At 77.1% G+C, this 17,444-nt stretch carries 15 protein-coding genes; 1 reads left to right on the top strand and 14 read right to left on the bottom strand.

Annotated features, from left to right (window positions below; all coding sequences use genetic code 11):
• Positions 1-57 precede the first annotated feature (57 nt).
• From NF338_RS19080 to NF338_RS19060, 5 genes are all read right to left on the bottom strand, one after another.
• Positions 58-657 carry an energy-coupling factor transporter transmembrane component T family protein gene (locus NF338_RS19080; RefSeq protein WP_264032209.1) on the bottom strand — a complete coding sequence of 200 codons (600 nt, stop codon included), beginning with the start codon at positions 655-657 and terminating at the stop codon, positions 58-60.
• Positions 654-1,313, bottom strand: a complete 660-nt coding sequence (locus tag NF338_RS19075) for an energy-coupling factor ABC transporter ATP-binding protein (RefSeq protein ID WP_264032278.1) — start codon at positions 1,311-1,313, stop codon at positions 654-656. Before NF338_RS19075 ends, NF338_RS19080 begins: the two co-directional genes overlap by 4 nt.
• Positions 1,314-1,468: 155 nt before the next feature.
• Positions 1,469-2,662 carry a thiolase family protein gene (locus NF338_RS19070; protein ID WP_264032208.1) on the bottom strand — a complete coding sequence of 398 codons (1,194 nt, stop codon included), beginning with the start codon at positions 2,660-2,662 and terminating at the stop codon, positions 1,469-1,471.
• The gene (locus NF338_RS19065; protein WP_264032207.1) at positions 2,659-4,125 is read right to left on the bottom strand and encodes a class I adenylate-forming enzyme family protein; all 1,467 of its coding nucleotides are present in this window, start codon (positions 4,123-4,125) and stop codon (positions 2,659-2,661) included. Before NF338_RS19065 ends, NF338_RS19070 begins: the two co-directional genes overlap by 4 nt.
• Before the next feature lie 19 nt (positions 4,126-4,144).
• Positions 4,145-4,825: a biotin transporter BioY gene (locus NF338_RS19060; RefSeq protein WP_264032205.1), complete on the bottom strand. Its 681-nt coding sequence runs from the start codon at positions 4,823-4,825 to the stop codon at positions 4,145-4,147.
• A gap of 358 nt (positions 4,826-5,183) precedes the next feature.
• Between NF338_RS19060 and NF338_RS19055 the strand changes: the two genes are divergently transcribed.
• Positions 5,184-5,672 carry an Hsp20/alpha crystallin family protein gene (locus tag NF338_RS19055; RefSeq protein ID WP_374614547.1) on the top strand — a complete coding sequence of 163 codons (489 nt, stop codon included), beginning with the start codon at positions 5,184-5,186 and terminating at the stop codon, positions 5,670-5,672.
• A 6-nt stretch (positions 5,673-5,678) separates the two neighbouring features.
• Here NF338_RS19055 and NF338_RS19050 read toward each other — a convergent pair whose 3' ends face one another.
• From NF338_RS19050 to NF338_RS19010, 9 genes are all read right to left on the bottom strand, one after another.
• Complete coding sequence (locus NF338_RS19050) at positions 5,679-6,602, bottom strand: FHA domain-containing protein (protein WP_264032204.1); 924 nt, start codon at positions 6,600-6,602, stop codon at positions 5,679-5,681.
• Complete coding sequence (locus NF338_RS19045) at positions 6,599-7,882, bottom strand: VWA domain-containing protein (protein WP_264032202.1); 1,284 nt, start codon at positions 7,880-7,882, stop codon at positions 6,599-6,601. The genes NF338_RS19050 and NF338_RS19045 overlap by 4 nt, the downstream gene beginning before the upstream one ends.
• Before the next feature lie 94 nt (positions 7,883-7,976).
• Positions 7,977-9,248: a PP2C family serine/threonine-protein phosphatase gene (locus tag NF338_RS19040; RefSeq protein WP_264032201.1), complete on the bottom strand. Its 1,272-nt coding sequence runs from the start codon at positions 9,246-9,248 to the stop codon at positions 7,977-7,979.
• Positions 9,245-11,602: a serine/threonine-protein kinase gene (locus NF338_RS19035; protein ID WP_204540907.1), complete on the bottom strand. Its 2,358-nt coding sequence runs from the start codon at positions 11,600-11,602 to the stop codon at positions 9,245-9,247. Before NF338_RS19035 ends, NF338_RS19040 begins: the two co-directional genes overlap by 4 nt.
• Positions 11,599-12,705 (bottom strand): hypothetical protein, encoded by a 1,107-nt coding sequence (locus NF338_RS19030; RefSeq protein ID WP_264032200.1) that lies wholly within the window; start codon positions 12,703-12,705, stop codon positions 11,599-11,601. The genes NF338_RS19035 and NF338_RS19030 overlap by 4 nt, the downstream gene beginning before the upstream one ends.
• Positions 12,702-13,730, bottom strand: coding sequence for a glutamate ABC transporter substrate-binding protein (locus NF338_RS19025; RefSeq protein WP_264032199.1), 1,029 nt, complete (start codon positions 13,728-13,730; stop codon positions 12,702-12,704). Before NF338_RS19025 ends, NF338_RS19030 begins: the two co-directional genes overlap by 4 nt.
• Complete coding sequence (locus tag NF338_RS19020; protein WP_264032198.1) at positions 13,727-15,085, bottom strand: hypothetical protein; 1,359 nt, start codon at positions 15,083-15,085, stop codon at positions 13,727-13,729. The genes NF338_RS19025 and NF338_RS19020 overlap by 4 nt, the downstream gene beginning before the upstream one ends.
• Positions 15,082-16,812: an AAA family ATPase gene (locus NF338_RS19015; RefSeq protein WP_264032197.1), complete on the bottom strand. Its 1,731-nt coding sequence runs from the start codon at positions 16,810-16,812 to the stop codon at positions 15,082-15,084. Before NF338_RS19015 ends, NF338_RS19020 begins: the two co-directional genes overlap by 4 nt.
• On the bottom strand, positions 16,809-17,381 hold the full coding sequence (locus NF338_RS19010) for a hypothetical protein (RefSeq protein WP_264032195.1): 573 nt from the start codon (positions 17,379-17,381) through the stop codon (positions 16,809-16,811). Before NF338_RS19010 ends, NF338_RS19015 begins: the two co-directional genes overlap by 4 nt.
• Positions 17,382-17,444: the final 63 nt, after the last annotated feature.

Raw genomic sequence — 17,444 nt, 5'->3', positions numbered from 1 at the left:
CAGGGCTCTACCTCGTGAGACCAGCGCTCTATCTCGGCACGACGGCGGGACGGGCCGTCAGTCGTCGAGGCCGCGGGCGCGCAGCGCGTCGCCGAGCGCGTCGGCCTGGCGCAGGGCGCCGACGACGAGCGGGACGGCGTAGGCGCGGACGTCGTGCTCGCGGCCCCGGGCGCGGCACGCGTCCCGCACGCGCTGGGCCAGCGCGGCGACGACGGGGACGCAGCGCACGGCGAGCGACAGGACGAGGGCCGCACGGTCGGCGTCGACGCCGAGGCGGCGCAGCGGCCGCAGCCCCCGCTCGATCGCGGCGAGGACGGCGGACGTCCGGGTCGTGAGGAGCACGAGCCCCGCGAGCGCGACCAGCGCGACGAGCCGGGTCGTGAGCACGACCGCCGGCACCAGGCCGAGGGCGAGCCACTGGACGGCGAGGAGCACGGGCACGACCACGCGCAGGGGGCGCACCTGCTCCCACGCCGCACGCCGTCCCACGCCGGCGACCGCGTAGAGCGCGCCGACGGCGAGGACCACCGCGCCGACCCCCGCCGGCGAGGACACGAGGAGCACGACGGCCGACGCCGCCGCCAGCCCCACGAGCTTGGCCCCGGCCTGGGCGCGGTGCAGGACCGACGACCCCGGCCGGTAGGTGCCCGGGGTCACGACGCCCCGTCGACGAGGCGCAGGTAGCGCGCGACGGCGGGCCCCGGCGCGTCGTCGGCGACGACCCGTCCGTCGTCCACCACGAGCACGCGGTCCATCGCGTCCATGAGCGACAGGTCGTGCGAGACGAGCACGACCTGCTGGGGGAGCGCCGCGAGCTCGGCGGCGAACCGCCGCGTGTTGCGCAGGTCGAGGAGCGTCGTGGGCTCGTCGGCGACGACGAGCCGCGGCCCCGCGGCGAGCACCGACGTGAGCGCGAGGAGCTGCTTCTGCCCGCCCGAGAGCAGGTGGGCGGGGTGGTCGGCGTGGTCCGCCAGGCCGCGCGCGGCGAGGGCCGCCCGCACGAGGGCGTCGCGCTCGGCCGGAGAGTGGCGGCGCAGCGAGTACGCGACGTCCTCCGCGACCGTCGGCATGACGATCTGGGCGTCCGGGTCCGTGAACACGAACCCCACGCGCCGACGGACCGCCGGGCCGTCGCGGCGCGTGTCGAGGCCGTCGACCAGGACCCGGCCCGACGTCGGCACGACGAGCCCGTTGAGCAGGCGCGCGAGCGTGCTCTTGCCCGAGCCGTTGGCCCCGACGATCCCCACGCGCCGCTCGCGCAGCTCGAGGTCGACCCTGCGCAGCACGTCGCGCTCGCCGAGGCGCACGTGCACGTCCTCGAGCCGGACCGTGCAGGCGGGCCCGGCGGGGTCGTGGTCGGGCGTCGCCGGGGTGCCCGTCGCGAGGAGGGCGCCGGACCCGTCCGCCGGCGCGGTCGAGATGATCCCGGCGGCGGCTCGTCGCCGCCGGGCCGACCGGGCGCGCGCGATCACCGGACGACCTCCAGCACGGCCGCGACACCCAGGCCGCCGCCGACGGCCGCGGTCGCGAGACCGAGCGTCCCAGCAGGTGCACCCGCGCGCACGAGCCGGGAGAACAGCCGTACGACCGACACCGCGCCGCTCGCGCCCCACGGGTGCCCGAGCGCGAGCGCGCCGCCGTCGGCGCAGACCCGCGCGTCGTCGGTGGGGTCGCCGAGCGGGTCGAGGCCGAGCGCGTCCGTCACCGCGAGGACCTGCGCGGCGAACGCCTCGACGACCTCGACCGCCGCGACGTCGTCCAGCCGCGTGCCCGCGCGGTCGAGCGCCGCGCGCACCGCAGGGACCGGCCCCCACCCGGGCAGCGCCGGGTCGCAACCGACCGTCGCCGACGCGAGCACGCGCAGACCCGGGACCCCGAGCCCGCGCCGGACGCGCTCGGGCACGACCGCGACCGCCGCCGCGCCGTCGCTCACCGGGCTCGCGGTGGCGGCGGTGACCGTGCCGCCGGGCGTGAAGGCCGGCGAGAGGCGGGTGAGCACCGCGGGGTCGAGGCGCCGCGCCCGTTCGTCGCGCGCGAGCGACCGCGTCGGCGCGCCGACCCGGACCGTCTCGGCCGCGAACCGTCCGCCCGCGTGCGCGGCGAGGGCGCGTGCGTGGCTGCGCACCGCGTACGCCTCCTGGCGCTCGCGGGTCACGCCGCGGCGGCGCGCGAGCGCGTCGGCGGCGGCACCCATGCCCGGGTCGGCCCACGGCGTCGGCGCGAACGCGGCGCGCGCGTACGGCACGTCGCCCCACGACGTGCGGTGGGCGCGCGTGGGAGCGAGGGACGCGCTCTCGGTCCCCCCGGCCAGGACGAGGCGCGCCTCGCCCGCGCGGACCTGCTGCGCGGCGAGCAGCACCGCGGCGAGACCGGAGGCGCACTGCCGGTCGACGGTCAGCCCCGGCACGGTGACGCCGAGGCCCGCGGCGAGCGCCGCGGCCCGGGCGACGTTCCCGCCGGGCCCGGTGCAGCACCCCAGCAGGACGTCGGCGACGTCGTCCTCGACCCCGAGGGCCCGCGCGTCGCCGAGCGTCGCGCCGAGCGCACCGGCCGCGAGGTCGACCTCGGACGACGACCGGTGCCCGTGCCCGGCGGTCCCCACCCACGTGCGGCGCGCGGCCACGACCACGGGCGCGTCCGCCCACGCCCCCGGCGCGGTCACCGCAGCGGCTCCAGACCCGACCGCGCGGGGTCGGTCCCCAGCAGGGCCTCGCTCACGGCCCCGCGCGCGGGCTTGCCCGACGGGGTCCGGGGGAGGGCGCGCGTGCCGTACCAGCGCCGCGGCCGCTGCGCCGGGGCGAGCGCCGCGCGCGCGACGCGCTCCAGGTGGGCGCGCAGCCCGGGGCGGTCGTCGCACTCCACGACGGCGCTCACGACCGCCCCGAGGCGCCGGTGCGCGGTCCCGAGCACGACGACGTCGCGGACCCCCGGCACGGCGCGCAGCACGACCTCGACGTCCTCGGGCACGACCGTCGACCCGCCGGTGAGGATCGCCCCGTCGCCGCGGCCGCGCAGCACGAGCCTGCCGGGCGGGGCACCGGCCGCGGACAGCGACGTCGACGGGTCAGGCAGGGGGTCGGCGAGGTCGCCCACGGTGCTCCACGCGCCGTCGCGCCGCAGCGGTCCGGTGGCGCGCGCGAGGTAGCCGCGGGACACCCAGGGCGAACGGACCCAGACCTCGCCGACGCTCGCCTGCGGCAGCGGCCGGACCTCGAGGTCGACCCCCGGGAACGCACGCAGCCCCGACCCGTCGGGGTCGTAGGCGACGAACGAGAGCTCGACCGCGCCGTAGTAGGCGAGCACGTCGATGCCGAGCGCCGCCGCGCGCGACCGCGCCCCGGCGGCGAGGGACGCCCCGCCGACGACCGCGTGCCGCAGCCGCGACGGCGCCCCTGCGGCGACGGCGTCGAGCACGTCGTCGAGGACCTGCGGCACGAGGTGCACGACGTCGCTGCTCGCGAGCGCGGAGGTCGTGGCGGCCGGGGTGCGTGTGAGGTAGGCGCACGCACCGACCGCGAGCGTGTGCACGGCCGCGAAGCAGTAGAGCGACGACGCGAGCGGGCCGGGGACGAGCACGGTGTCGGCGGGACGCAGCCTGAGGAGCCGCGTGACGTCGTCGAACGAGCCCGCCCACGACGCGCGCGTGCGCACGACCGCGCGCGGCCGGCCCGTGCTGCCCGAGGAGAACCCCGCCCACGCGAGGTCGTCCGGACCGGGCTCGTGGCCCGTGCCGGGGTCCGCACCCCCCTGCGGCGCGAGCCCCGGCACGAGGTCGGGGAGGGCGCCGGTCCCGCGCGGCAGGGGCACCTCGACGAACGTGCGCGGCGCGAGGGTGCGCAGGACCTCCGCGCGGTGCGCGCGCGGCCACGCCGGGTCGCACACGAGCGGCGTCGCGCCGGCGTGGTCGGCGGCGAGGACCGCCGTGAGCAGGTCCAGCGGGTCGGGCAGGGACACGGCGACGACGTCGCCGGGGCGCGTGCCCGTCGCGCCGAGGTGCGTCGCGCCCGCGCGCACGTCCGCGGCGAGCGCGGCGTAGGTGCGCGACCGCTCGGGGGTGCGCAGGGCGGGACGGCCGCGCACCGCCGGGTCGGCGGCGTGCGTCAGGACCTGGTGGGCGACGGGCACGCGGACACTCTCGCAGGTGTCAGGAGGCGGTGCGGCCGGCGGCCATGGGACGGCCCGCAGAACGGCCCGACCGGCGCGCGGCCGGGTAGGCGCGCACGACGCCCACGGTGATCGCCGCGGCGGCCAGCGCCTTGAGGACGTCGCCCGGGAGGAACGCGAGGGAGAGCTGCGCCGTCGTCGCGAGCGGCACCCCCGTGACGGCCGACTGGACCGGCACGCCGCACGCGTAGACGACCGCGACCCCGCCGACGAGGCACGCGACGAGCACACCGCCGAACGTCACCCGGCGCAGCCGGTCGACGAGCCAGCCCACGACCGCCGCCCCCGCGAGGAACCCGAGCAGGTAGCCCGCGGACGGTCCGACGAACGCCCCGAGGCCGCCGCGCCCGCCCGCGAGCACCGGGAGGCCGGCCGCCGCGAGCGCGAGGAACGTCGCGACCGCGAGCGTGCCGCGCCACGCGCCGAGGATCGTCCCGGCGAGCATGACGCCGAGCGTCTGGAGCGTGATCGGGACCGCGTTCCCGAACAGCGCGATCGACCCCGGCATCCCGAGCGCGGCGATCAGCGCCGCGAAGGTCGCGACGCGCGCGGCGTCGCCCGCGTCGAGCGCGAACGGCCCGCGGCGCCCCGCTCCCGGACCGGTGGTCTGCGTGGCGGGCGCGGGCGTCCCGGGGGTCGCCGTGGTCGGTGCGTCGGTCATGGTGCTCCCTGCGTCGTCGTGACGGATCGGTGCCCGACCCGTCGTGGCCAGGTCCACTCTCCCGGCCCTGCGCGGTGCGCGACGACGGGGTCGCGGACGACGACGGTGTCGCCGCGTGCACGGATCGCACAACGGGTTGGAGGGTTCCACCAACCTGGCTGTCGTCGCGGGATCCGGTCTCGGAGGAAGTCGACAACCGCCCCTCTGCCGCGTGCACCGGGACGGCCCACGGCGGCTCTTGGCACTCTCCGGGGGAGAGTGCTAGAACAGAGGTGTAGCCGCCCGCGAGGTGCCTACCTCGCGGGACCACCGACCGGTCCCGGACGGTCCGGGACCGACCGACGAGGAGGTGAGAGGTGTGGCTGCGATGATCGACCCGTTCACGACCACCTTCGATGCGATGGACCGCCTGGTCGGCCAGCTCGCGTCCGGGGCGCGCGCGACCGCGGCGTCGGCGTCGGGCGGCATGCCGCTCGACCTGTTCCGGGCGGGCGACCACTACGTCCTGACGATGGACCTTCCCGGTGTCGACCCGGGGACGATCGACGTGTCCGTCGAGGACCGCACGCTGACGATCCGCGCCGAGCGCAGCCCGCGGACCGATCCCGACGTCCAGTGGCTCGCGCGCGAGCGGCCCTCGGGGACCTACGCGCGTCAGCTCACGGTGGGGCGCGGGCTCGCGCTCGACCAGATCTCGGCGTCGTACGAGGACGGGGTGCTGTCGCTGACGATCCCCGTGGCCGAGGAGGCCCGGCCGCGCCGGATCGAGGTCGCGCACCGCGCGGGCAGCAGCGGTGCGGCGACCCAGATCACGGCCGAGGCCGAGCCTCGGACGACCGAGGGCTGAGCCGGCTCAGACCTCGCCCGGGAGCGCCTTGCGGACGACGAGCCGCGTCCACGCGCCGAGGTAGACCCGGTCCCCGTCGGACAGCTCGCGTCGCTGCCCGGCGGGGACCGGGTCCGTGGGGAGCGACTCGCCGGCGGGGCTCACGTACGTCCCGTTCGACGACTGCAGGTCCTCGACCCACCACCGCTGACCGTCCGTGCTGAGCTGGCAGTGCCGGCGGGAGACGCCCGTGTCCGCGCCGCAGTCGACCTGCGGGTGGATGCCGCGGGACACCGATGGGCGGCCGACGAGCACGCTGCGCTCGCGCAGCACGACGAGGCCGGGCAGGCCCGCCGAGGGCATCGGGTCCTCGGGCTGCTGCGCCGCGTACCAGTCGGGGTCGATCCAGATCTCCACGACCCACTGGTCCGGCCCCGGGACCGGGGGCGTCGGGAGGTGGGTGCCCGACGTCGCCGGCTCGCCCGGGGCGCCCGCCTCGGGCGGGGCGGCGGGGCTCGGGGCGGGCAGCGGGGGCGGGGTCGACGACGACGGGGACGTCGCGGCGGACCCTGCCGCGGAGGTCGGCAGCGGGGGCGGCGTGGACCCGGAGGGCGTGCCCGGCACCGGGGGTGCGGAGGTCGCGGGCGCGGGCGTCGGGCGCGACGGCGGGTCGAGCGAGAGCGCGGACGGCGGCTCGACCGGGTCGGGCAGGGCGCCCGTGGTGAAGTCGTAGCCGCAGTTCTCGCAGAACAGCGCGCCGCCGGGCGCCGGCGACCCGCAGTTCGGGCACGTCGTCGCGGGCGCGGCCGCCCCGGCGCCGCCCGGCGCGGGCGTCGCACTGCTCGCGACGGGCGCGGACGGGGCCGACGCCGCGCCGATCGGCTCGCCGCACACGTCGCAGTAGTCGGTCGACTCCGACGGGTGCCCGTTGGGGCAGACGACGGCGCTCACCGGCGGACCCGCGTCGTCTTCGTCGAGGCCGTGTCGAGGGCCATCTCGTCGAGGGTCGAGGTGTTCCGCTTGAGGCGCACCGTCCCCTGCTCCTCGTTGTCGATGTCGACGACCTTGCGCAGCCGCGACGTCGCCTCCTCGTTGCCGGTCTGCTGCGCGAGCTGCACGGCGCGCCCGAGCTTCACGGTCGCCGTCGCCTCGTCGCCCGACGCCTTGGCCGCGAGGCCCTCCTGGATCGCCGCGGCGAGCTCGGTCTGGCCCGTGTAGTGCGCGACCTCGGGGTTGATTCGCGTGGTGAGCGACTCGTCGTCGGACCACTTGGCCTTCACCAGTCCGGAGGAGACGACCTCGCCGTTCACCGCGAGCTGGACGCGCGCCGCGAGCTGCTCGGAGCCGACCGGCTTCGACGCGACGCGGACCGCGACGTGGTAGTCGCGCGACTCGTCGCCCCACGAGCCGGTCGGGTAGGCACCCGTGAGCGGGTTCACCTCGGCGCGGCGGTGCGTGAGGTCCTCGACCGTCGGCGCGACCTGCCGCACGAACAGCACCTGCGAGCCCTGCGGGGCCCACACGCGCAGGTCGGCCGAGGCCACCCCGCGGGCCATGGACGCCTGCATGAGCGTCTCGAAGTCGGCCGCTATCTCGTTCGGGTCCGCGATGAGGCCGACCGAGCCGAGCAGCGCGGTCGAGATCTCGCGCAGCTCGTCGACCTGCCAGCGCGAGCCGACGCCGCGCGCGTCGCACTGGAAGTGCCCGGTGACGTCGCGGACGGCGGCGGAGAGGTTCGCGCGCGGCTCCGACTCGTTCTTGCCGTCCGTGAGGAGGATCGCGTGCCGCTGCGCCGCCTGCGGCACCGTCGCGAAGAGCTGGTCCGCGAGGCGCAGCCACGTGCTCATCGCCGTGCCGCCGCCCGGCGTGAGCATGGAGATCGCGCGCTTCGCCTCGGCGCGCGCCCCCGGCTCCATCTGGACCATCGCCATGCGCGCGTTGGGGTAGGGGAAGACGCGGTTGGCGACGTGGCTGCCGCCGACGATCGCGAACCACGTGCCGTCGAGGATCTGGTCCACGGCCACCTGGGCGGCGTGCTTCGCGGCCTCCATGTTCCGGCCCGACATCGACCCGGACGTGTCGACCATGATGATCTCGGCGACCCCGCCCGCGCCGCCGACGCTCCCCGCGCTCCCGGCCCCCGTGCACGTCACGGTGACGATCGCGTGGACGTCCGTGGCGCCCTCGGACAGGAACTCGTTCTGGTAGACCTCGGCGGCGAACTCGGCCATGGGGGCTCCTTCGGTGGTGCGGGTGTTCGTGCAGGCTATCGGGTCGTGGGTGGGTCGTGCGTGGGCGGGGACGCGCCGTGGCGCGCGGCTGGCGTCAGGTCGTGGGGATCGTCGTCTCGAGGTCCGGGTCGAGCTCCGGGGACGCAGGGGCCGACGACCGGTCGAACCGCGCGAGCGTCGCCGTGATGTTGTCCCGGCCGCCCTGGGCGTTCGCCCAGTCCACCAGCGCGCCCGCCACCGACTGCGGGTCGTGCCCGACCCGCTCCTGAGTGGCGTGGAGCAGCGCCCCGAGGTCGGCGGCGGGGGAGCAGTAGTTCCACAGCCCGTCGGAGCACACCAGCACCCAGCCGTCGCGGTCGGGGAACGTCGCGGCCGTCCGGGCGACGGGGTCCGGCGCGTCGGGGCCGAGCCAGCGCGTGATCGCGTGGGCCTGGGGGGAGCTCTCCGCCTGGGCGCGGGGGATGCCCTGCGCCATCATCTCCTGCGCCCAGGAGTCGTCGACGCTGAGCTGGTGCGCCTCGCCCGTGTCCGGGATCCAGTAGGCGCGCGAGTCGCCCACCCAGCCCGTGACGACGAGCGGGCCGTCCACGACCGCCGCGACGAACGTGCACGACGGGGGGTTCTCGCGGTCGGCCATCGCGCCGACGGTCGTCAGGATCGCGTCCTGCGCGGCCCGCGAGGCGTCCGCGACGAGCGCCGACCAGGCGGCGACCCGCGCTGTCGGCTCGCCGACGACGGGGGAGGTGCCCTCCGGGGCGCCCGCGGCGAGCAGGTCGCGCGCCGCCCGCGCGGCCGCGAGGCTCGCGACGTCGGAGTCGGGCGCGGAGGAGACCCCGTCGCACACGACGAGCGCGGCGAACGCGCGGTCCGCGGCCGCGGACGGGCTCGCGGCGAGCGCCATCGCGTCCTCGTTGCGGGAGTGCCGCACGCCGCGGTCGCACACGCCGGCGACCCACGTCGCGGGCCGCTCGGCCCAGTGGTCCCGCTCGGACGCTGCCGGCTCGCCGCACTCGGTGCAGTACCCGTCCTCGGCGACGCGGCCCCCGCACCGCACGCACGGCCGGGTACCGGGGTCCGGCGCGCCGTCGCCCGGAGCCGTCCCGCCGCTCACCGGGTCCGGGTGCGAGCCGTCCGTGGGTGCGGCCGGGCCGTCCGTCGGCGCGAGCCGAGCCGCCCGGGGATCGACCGCCGCGTCGTCGGCCGGGGGGAGCGGGGCGAGCGGCGTGCCGCACGCCTCGCAGAACCGCGCCCCCTCGGGCGACGGTTCGCCGCACGCGGGGCACGCGAGCACCCCGGCCGACGCCGGGAGCGCCTGGTCCGGGACGGCCTGGTCAGGAACGGGTGAGGGGGCGGGAGCGTCGCTCATCGGACCGTCCACCGCCGCACCTCGTTGGCGCGGTCGACGAGCGTGATGCGCTCGTCGCGCGAGTCCGAGAGCGCCGCGAGCTCGCGGTACGCACCCTCGAGCGCGTCGCGCAGCGCGGGCTCGTCGGCGGGGACGCCCGCGATCCGCGTCGTCGGCTCGGGCCCGGACCGCGTGACGGTCTCGAGCGCGGAGCGCAGCACGCCGACGGAGAGCTCGGCGCGCTCGCGCGGCGCGATCGACACCGCGGCGACGCTCGCCATCGCGTCGGCGAGCGCGGGCAGGCCGCGCCCCGACTCGGCGAGCAGGTGCGCGCGCAGGGTGCGGGACTCGACGTAGGACCCACGGGTCGGCCCGACGAGGTCGAGCGCGTGCAGGGCGCCGTCGAGGTCGCCCCGCGCCTCGCGGATCCGCATGAGACCGAACGCGGCGGGCGCCGTGTAGTTGGCGTCCGTGCGCGCGCAGATCACGTAGAGCGACTCGGCGATGTCCGGCTCGGCGCTCAGCTCGCAGGCCGCGGCGAGCGCGAGCTTGGGCGCGAGCTCGCCGGGCACCTGGCCGTAGACCGCGTTGAACGACGCGCGCGCGGCGACCGGGTCGCCCTGGGCGAGCTCGCCCAGGCCGCCGAGCCAGGCGGCGCGCCACTCCCACGGGTCGTCGGCCAGGATCGTGCCGATCGTGCCGCGCAGCACGTCGAAGCGGCCCGCCTCGATCGCCGCGCGGGCGCGCGCGAGGTGCACCTCGACCGTGTCCTCGGGCGCGTCGGCGAGCGCGGCGAGGCGCGCGTCCGGGTCGACGACGTTGACGCCGGCGAGCCAGCTCGCCATCGGGTCGTGGTCGTCGCGGCGCAGCGTGGGGAGCTCGTCCCAGGCGAGCGGACGGGCCGCCACGTCGGCGACCGGGGCCTCGAACAGCACCGACGCCGCGGAGTGCAGCGCCGGGCTGCCCGGGCCCGCGTCGGCGGCGACGACCTCGCGCAGCACCCCGAGGAGCTGGGTGCGCATCTCGTCGGCCGTCGCGAAGCGGTCCGCCGGGTCGAGCGCGCACGCCTTGGCGAGCAGCCGGTAGAACGAGTCGTACCGCTGGAACACGGGCGTGTCCGCGACCGGGGGCAGCGACGCGACGTACGTCGTCGTGTTGCCCCGGAAGTCGAGGACGAGCGTCGCGAGCGTGCGGCCGATCGTGTAGATGTCGGAGGCGATCGACGGGCCGACCTCCGCGACCTCGGGCGCCTGGTACCCGACGGTCCCGAAGATCGCCGACGTGAGGTCGTCGCTGCGCCGCACGCCGCCGAGGTCGATGAGCTTGACCCCGTCGCCCTGCTGGATGACGTTCTCCGGCTTGAAGTCGCAGAACAGCAGGTTGTGGTCGTGCAGGTAGGCGAACGCGGGCAGGATCGCGAGCACGTAGGCGAGCGCCTGGTCCACCGGCATCGGGTCGATCGCGCCCTTGTTGGCGTCCCGGCGGTCCTGGAGGATCTCCTTGAGCGACTCGCCGCCCACGTACTCCATGACGGTGTAGCCGGCGCCGTCGTGCATGGCGAAGTTGTAGATCTCGACGATGAGCGGGTGCTCGACCTCTGCGAGGAACTGCCGCTCGGAGATCGCGGCCGCGTAGGCGTCCGGGTCGCCCGAGTTGAGCAGGCCCTTGAGCACGACCCAGCGGCCCGACACGTTCTGGTCGCGGGCCAGGTAGATCCAGCCGAGGCCGCCGTGCGCGAGGCAGCCGACCACCTCGTACTGCCCGCCGACCAGGTCGCCCGGGGAGAGCTGGGGCGTGAAGTCGAAGCGGTTGCCGCAGTGGGGGCAGAAGCCGGACGTCCGGCCGGGCTGCCCGTCGCGGCCACGGCCGACCTTCTCGCCGCACGCGGGGCAGTAGCGCTTGCGCTCTGCGACCTCGGGCACCGCCATGACGGACTGCAGCGGGTCGCGCGCGGGGACGGACGGGACGGTCGTCAGCCCCGCGCCGAGGCCGCGACCGCGCAGGCGCGTCGACGACGTCCCGACGCGACGCGTGGCCTTCGAGCCGGTCGCGGCGGTGCGCGCCGAGCCGAGCGCGGCCGTCGCGAGACGGCTCGAGCTCGTGCGGCCCGTGCGCGTCGAGCGCTCGGCGTCGGGGTCCGGGCCCGCGGTCGCCCCGGTCCCGGGGCGGCCCTGGACGAACCCGGTGCCGAGCATCGCGGACGGCGACGCGGCGGCGGCGGTGCCCGGCGCCGGCGCGCCGGTGGTGCCGGTCGAGGTCCCCGTCGGCGTGCCGCCGGAGCCGCCCGCGGGAGTGCCGCAGACGTTGCAGTAGCCGTCCTCGATGCTGCCCGGGCAGCCGGGCTCCGAGCACGGGACGGTCGCGGTGGTGGTCACGACGACGCTCCTTCCGGGGTGGGCAGGTCGCGGGTGAGGAACTGGTACTGCTCGACGAGGAAGCGGGCGAGCGTCACGTCGCACGGGACGGCCTCGACGGCGTCGCGCGCCTCGGCGTGGCCGGAGCGCACGGTGGGTGACGCGGAACGCCCGTTGGCCTCGGCCTTCGCGGCGAGCCGCTCCAGGCTGTAGCGCAGCTCGGCGCGGGCGCGCAGGGGGCGGGTGTAGGCGTCCTCGACGGTCTCGACGGCGCGCGCGACGGTCGCCAGGCGCGCCGTGTAGGCGTCGAGCTCGAAGCGGGAGTCGGGCACCGGGCCGAGCCGGGAGACGTCGGGGACCGCGAGCCGCGGCGGGTGCGCGATCTCGCGTCGGCACCGCGCGACGAGCTCGCGCAGGGCGGGCTCGCGCGCCTCCAGCGCGTCGCGCTGCTCCTCCGTGCGGGCGCGGTCGCGGCGCAGCTCGCGGCGCTGCGCCGACGCGACGATGAGGTCGCGCTCGGCGCGCGCGACCTCGGTCTCGAGCTCCGCGAGCGGGCCCGAGACGTCGGCCCCGCGCGCGGCCTGGGCGACGAGGTGGTCGAGGCGGCCACGCAGGGTCTCGACACGCCCCCGCGCGTCCGCGTCCGACCCGGCCAGGTCCTCGCAGCGCACGAGCTCGGCGCGGACACCGCGCAGGCGCGCGACCTGGTCGGCCGTGTGCGGGTCGAACGACAGCCGCGTGCGCAGCTGCACGACGAGCGCGTCGCACAGCTTCACCGCCTCCACCAGCGAGACGAGCGCGGCGCCGGACCCGGAGTCGAGGCGCCCCCAGACGAGCTGGGAGATCTTCTCGCGCGCGACGGCGTCCGCCCGGCCGGAGTCCCAGACGGGCCGGATCTCGTCCGCGCGCGTGCGGATCGCCTGCCAGAGCGAGAGGGCGAGCACGAGGTCGGCCGTGTAGACGTCGGGCGTCGCCGCGGCCTGCGCGGCGGCGTCGAGCCGGTCGAGCTCCGTGCGGCGCTCGTCGAGCCACGTCTCGAGCGCGGCGAGGTACGCCAGGAGATCGGCGGCGGGGATCGCCTCGCCGAGTCGTCCCGGCGCCTCGGGTGCGGTCGTGCGGGTCACGGCGTGCGGCCGTACACCGCGGTCGGCGGGGCCGGGGCCGGTCCGAGCCCGCCGAGCCACTCGCCGTAGATCGCGGCCCAGCGCCCGTCGGACTTCATCTGCTCCAGCACGCCGTTGACGAACCGCACCATGTCCACGTTCTGCGCGGGGACGCCGATGCCGTACGGCTCGTCGCTGATCGCCTCGCCGACCACCTTCGCGTACGGGTCCTGCGCGGCGAAGCCCGCGAGGATCGTGTCGTCGCCCGTGATCGCGTCGACCTTGCCCTGCTGGAACAGCACGAGGCACTGCGTGTGCGTGGTCGCCGGGACGGGCTCGATGCCGGAGAACTGCTCGAGGCGGGTGAGCGTCGTGGTGCCCTCGGGCGCGCACACGCGCTGGCCCTCGAGGTCCGCGATCCCGTTCGCGGTCGAGTCGCGCGTGACGAGCACCTTCTGGCCCGCGTGGTAGTACTCCGCCGAGAACGCGATCGACTCCCACCGCTCGCAGTTGATGGTGAACGCACGGGCGACGAGGTCGACCTCGCCGTTCTCGAGCACCTCCAGGCGCTGGCCCGAGGTGATGACGCGGAACTGGAGCCGGTCAGGGTCGCCGAAGATCGCGCGCGAGATCTCGTGCAGCACGTCGATGTCGAAGCCCTCGATCTGGCCCGACAGCGAGTTGCGCGCGCCCATGAGCAGCGTGTCGGCGGAGACCCCGACGACGAGCGAGCCGCGGTCGCGGATCGCGGCCATGGTGCTCCCGCCGGGCAGGGCGTCCGGACCGGGCAGCGCGCCCTCGGGCGCGTAGGAGGCGAGCGGGTCCGCACACTCCGCGGGTGCCGCGGGGGCGGCGGGGGCCTCCTCGGTGGCCTCGTCCTGGGGTGCCTCGGTGAGGCGGAGGTCGTCCGCGCCGGACGGGCCCGAGCACGCGGCGAGCGCGAGCACCGCGGCGAGCGCGGTGGCGACGGCGCCGGTGCGGCGCCGACGGGCGCCGGCGCGCCGGTTCCGGACGGACCGGTCGGGGGTGGCGAGCGTCGTGGTCACCGGTACTCCTCCAGTCGTGCGGTCACACCGCGCCACGCGAGCAGGGCGGCGACCAGGCCCGCGACCAGCAGGAGCCAGCCCGCCACGGTCGCGGTCGTCGCCGCGCCGTCGAGGCGCTCGCTCGTCGCGGCCGCGTTGGTCTCGATGTCGTCCCGCGCCGACGCGGAGAACGCGTCGAACGCGGCGTTGGGGCTCTCGGGGTCCGTCGCCGTGGCGAGGGCGACGGCCTCGTCCCACCTGCCCGCGTCGTCGAGCGCGCGGATGTCCGCGTGCCGGGTCACCCACGCGTCGAGCGCCTGGGCGGTCGACCCGTCGAGGATCCCCTCGGACGCCGCGGTGTCGAGTCGCGCCGTGGCGTCGTCGGTGGCCGCGACGAACGCCTCCTCGTACGCCTGCCCGGACCCGCGCTTGATGAGCGTGAACGCCTCCATCGACTTCGCGTCGTTGGCGAGCGAGTACGCCTGGGACGCGGCGAGCGTCGCGGCGTACGGCCCGGTGCGGACGTCCTGCGCGCGCGAGCTCGCCTGGGCCAGCAGGACCGTCGAGACGATGCCGACGACGAGCACGACGGCGGTGGCGATGGCGAGCCCGACGTTGAGCACGCGGTGGGTGCGGCGCGCGAGCCAGACCTGGCTCACGACGAGCACCGCGAGCGCGACGAGCCCGCCCGCGAGCACCCACAGCGCGTTGCGGACGCCCGAGAAGTCGGCGGCGACGCGGTCCGCGTCGTCGAGCACGACCTCGTCGAGCGCCGGGAGCATCTGCTCGCGCAGGATCGTCGACGCCTGGTCGAGGTACGCCGATCCGACCGGGAAGCCCTGGCGGTTGTTGGCGCGCGCCTGCTCGACGAGACCGGTGTAGACCGTGAGGTCGGCCGCGACCTGGCCGAGCAGCTCCGCGTCGCCCTCGTTGCTCCCGGAGAGCGTGGCCAGGCCGCTCGCGGCCTGGTCGACGAGGTCGTCGTACCGAGCGCGCTGGTCGGCGGGCTCCAGGCCCCCGACGAGGAACGCGCCGGTCGCCGTCGCGTCCGCGGCGACGAGCGCGTTGCGCACCTCCTGGACCCCGACGAGCTGCGCGGTGTCCTCGCTCGCGGCCTCGAGCGCCCGGGACTGGACGCTGCCCGCCTGGAAGCCGAGCACGCCGAGCGCGACGGCGGCGAGCACGCACAGCGCCATGACGAGCCGCAGCTTGCCGGGCGTGCGGCGCAGCGCGCCCCGGGCGCGGGATACGCCGGCGCTCGGCGCTCCGCTCGGGGCGCCGCTTGGGGCGCCGGCCAGGCCGGGGGCGCCGCCCGGCGCGGGGCCGCCCGCGGGGACGATCTGCTGGCCCGCAGGGCGGACCGGGGTGGTCGTCATGCGTTCTCCTCGGCGGTGGAGGGGGCGGTCTCGGACGCGTCGTGGGACGCGACGTCGGGGGACGGCGCGTCGTCGGTGGGCGCGTCCGCGGTGGGGGCGTCGTCCGGGGCGTCGTCGGGATCGGGCGGGTCGAGGGTGGCGAGGAGCGCGGGGGCGCCCTCGCCGTCGACGACGTCGACCGGCAGCAGGAGGCGGAGCTCGTCGATCGTCGGCGCCTCGGTGTCCTTGAGGCGCCACGCGTGGCGCGCGATCGCGCCGTCGAGCACGTTGCGCGCCCAGCGCGCGTTGCCGAAGCCCTCGGTGCGCGGCTGCGCCGCGGCGAGGCGGGCGAACAGGTCGAGGGCCTCGGGCGTCGGCTCGAAGTCCGACTTCGCCGCCATGCCGGCGAAGATGTCGCGCAGCTCGGCGTCGGCGTAGTCCTCGAACGTGATGGTCGTGGAGAACCGCGACTCGAGGCCGGGGTTCGTCGCGAGGAAGTCCGCCATCGGGCCCGGGTAGCCGGCCACGATGACGACGAGCTCGTCGCGGTGGTCCTCCATGTCCTTGACCAGCGTGTTGATCGCCTCGGCGCCGTACTGGTCCTCCGCGAGCCCGTACGCCTCGTCGACGAACAGCACGCCGCCGAGCGCGGTCGCGACGACCTCCGACGTCTTGACGGCGGTCTGCCCGAGGTAGCCCGCGACGAGCTCGGAGCGGTCGACCTCGACGAGGTGGCCCTTCTCGAGCAGCCCGAGCGCGCGGTAGATGCCCGCGACGAGCCGTGCGACCGTCGTCTTGCCCGTGCCCGGGTTGCCGAGGAACACGAGGTGGCGCGTCAGCGTGGGACGGGTCAGCCCCGCCTCGGTGCGCAGCTTCTCGACGCGCAACAGCTCGGTCTGGCGGTGGATCTCGTCCTTCACGCGGGTGAGCCCGGTGAGCGCGTCGAGCTCGGCGAGCAGCTCCTCGATCGAGCGGGGAGGCTCCTCCTCGGCCGCGGCCTCGGCGGTCGTCGCCGCCTCGGTCCGTGTGGCCGTGGCGTCGGCGCCGTCTGCGGGCGCGCCGCCCGGCGCCGTGCCCGACGGCGCGGGGGGCGTCGGGCCGGGCGTCGCCGCGGCCAGGCGCGCACCGAGCGCGTCGAGGATGGACTCGACCGACGGGACCTCGGGCGCAGGCCTGCGCAGGGCGTCGAGCGAGCCCTGCGCGGCGAGCAGGTCGCCGAGGTCGAACGGGTCCGCACCGCCGGTCGCCGGGCGCGCGACGACCGGCCCGCCCGCGGCGGGAAGCGCCGTCGGGCCCGACGGCGTGCGACCGGCACCCGGGAAGGCTGCGGGGGGCGGCACCGGGGCGCCGCCCGACTGCTGCACCGCGGCGGTGGCCGCGGCGACCCCGGCCACGTGCGGGCCGGGGGAGCCGAGGTGCGCGGCTGCGCGCGCGACGTCGGCGAGCGCCTGCCCGTACGTCGCGGCGTGCTTCGAGCGGGCCGCACCGAGCGCGGCGAGGACGTCCGAGGGCGACGTGCGCCAGCGCCTGGCGCTCGACGCGGCGGTGAAGAACGCGCCTGTCGCGGCGGGGTCGTGCCCGAGCGCGGCGAGCCACGCGGCGGGTGCCCCGGGAGAGGACTCGGCGACGGCCGCCGCGAGGCGGGCACCCTCGTCGCGCGCGGCCTCCTCGTCCACGCCTGCGGCGCGCGCCGCGGCGTCCAGCGCGTCGAGCGCCGCCGCGAGGCTCGGGGTCACCTGGCCGGTCATGGCGCCTCCAGTCGTCCGGGGTCCGACGTCGAGCCGCTCGGCGGCTGGGCCGTGCCCTGGCCGGCCCCGGGGTCGAGCGCGATCGACGAGTCGCGGAACTTCTCCGCCAGGAACGCGCCGTGCGCGACGAGCGCCGCGGCGTCGGCGCGCGAGACCGCGTCGGAGATCTTGTCGAGCGTCACGCCGAGCAGGTCGAGCTGGTCGCACAGCAGCATGAGCGACGTCTTGCCCTGCGCGACGACCCGCCGGTCGGCGAAGTCACGCGGCAGGCGCAGGTACGCGCCGACCGCCTCGGGCAGGTAGCTCGTGGCCGTCGCGACGACGGTGTGCGCCTGCTGCGACCCGCCGCCGAGGCGGTCGAGGCGCGGCACCATCTCCTCGACCGTGCCGGTGATGCGGTGCACGCGCGCCGTGACGGCGGGCGGCACCCGCCCCTCGATCTGCTGCTCCACGCGCTCGACCGAGGCGAGGATCTCGGTCGACGTCGGCGGGGCGGGCAGCTCGAGCGCGGGCTCGGGCGCGGGGGACCGGCCGCCGAGGCGGCCGATCACGTCGGAGAACCAGCCCATCTAGCTCGGGGTCCGATCTGTGGTGCGGGGAGCGGCGGTCAGGCCGCGGGAGGACGGGGGGCG

Source organism: Cellulosimicrobium sp. SH8, from assembly GCF_025818875.1.
GTDB lineage: Bacteria > Actinomycetota > Actinomycetes > Actinomycetales > Cellulomonadaceae > Cellulosimicrobium > Cellulosimicrobium cellulans_D.
The sequence above is the reverse complement of the archived record's forward strand: the minus strand, read 5'-3'. Positions and strand labels throughout refer to the sequence as shown.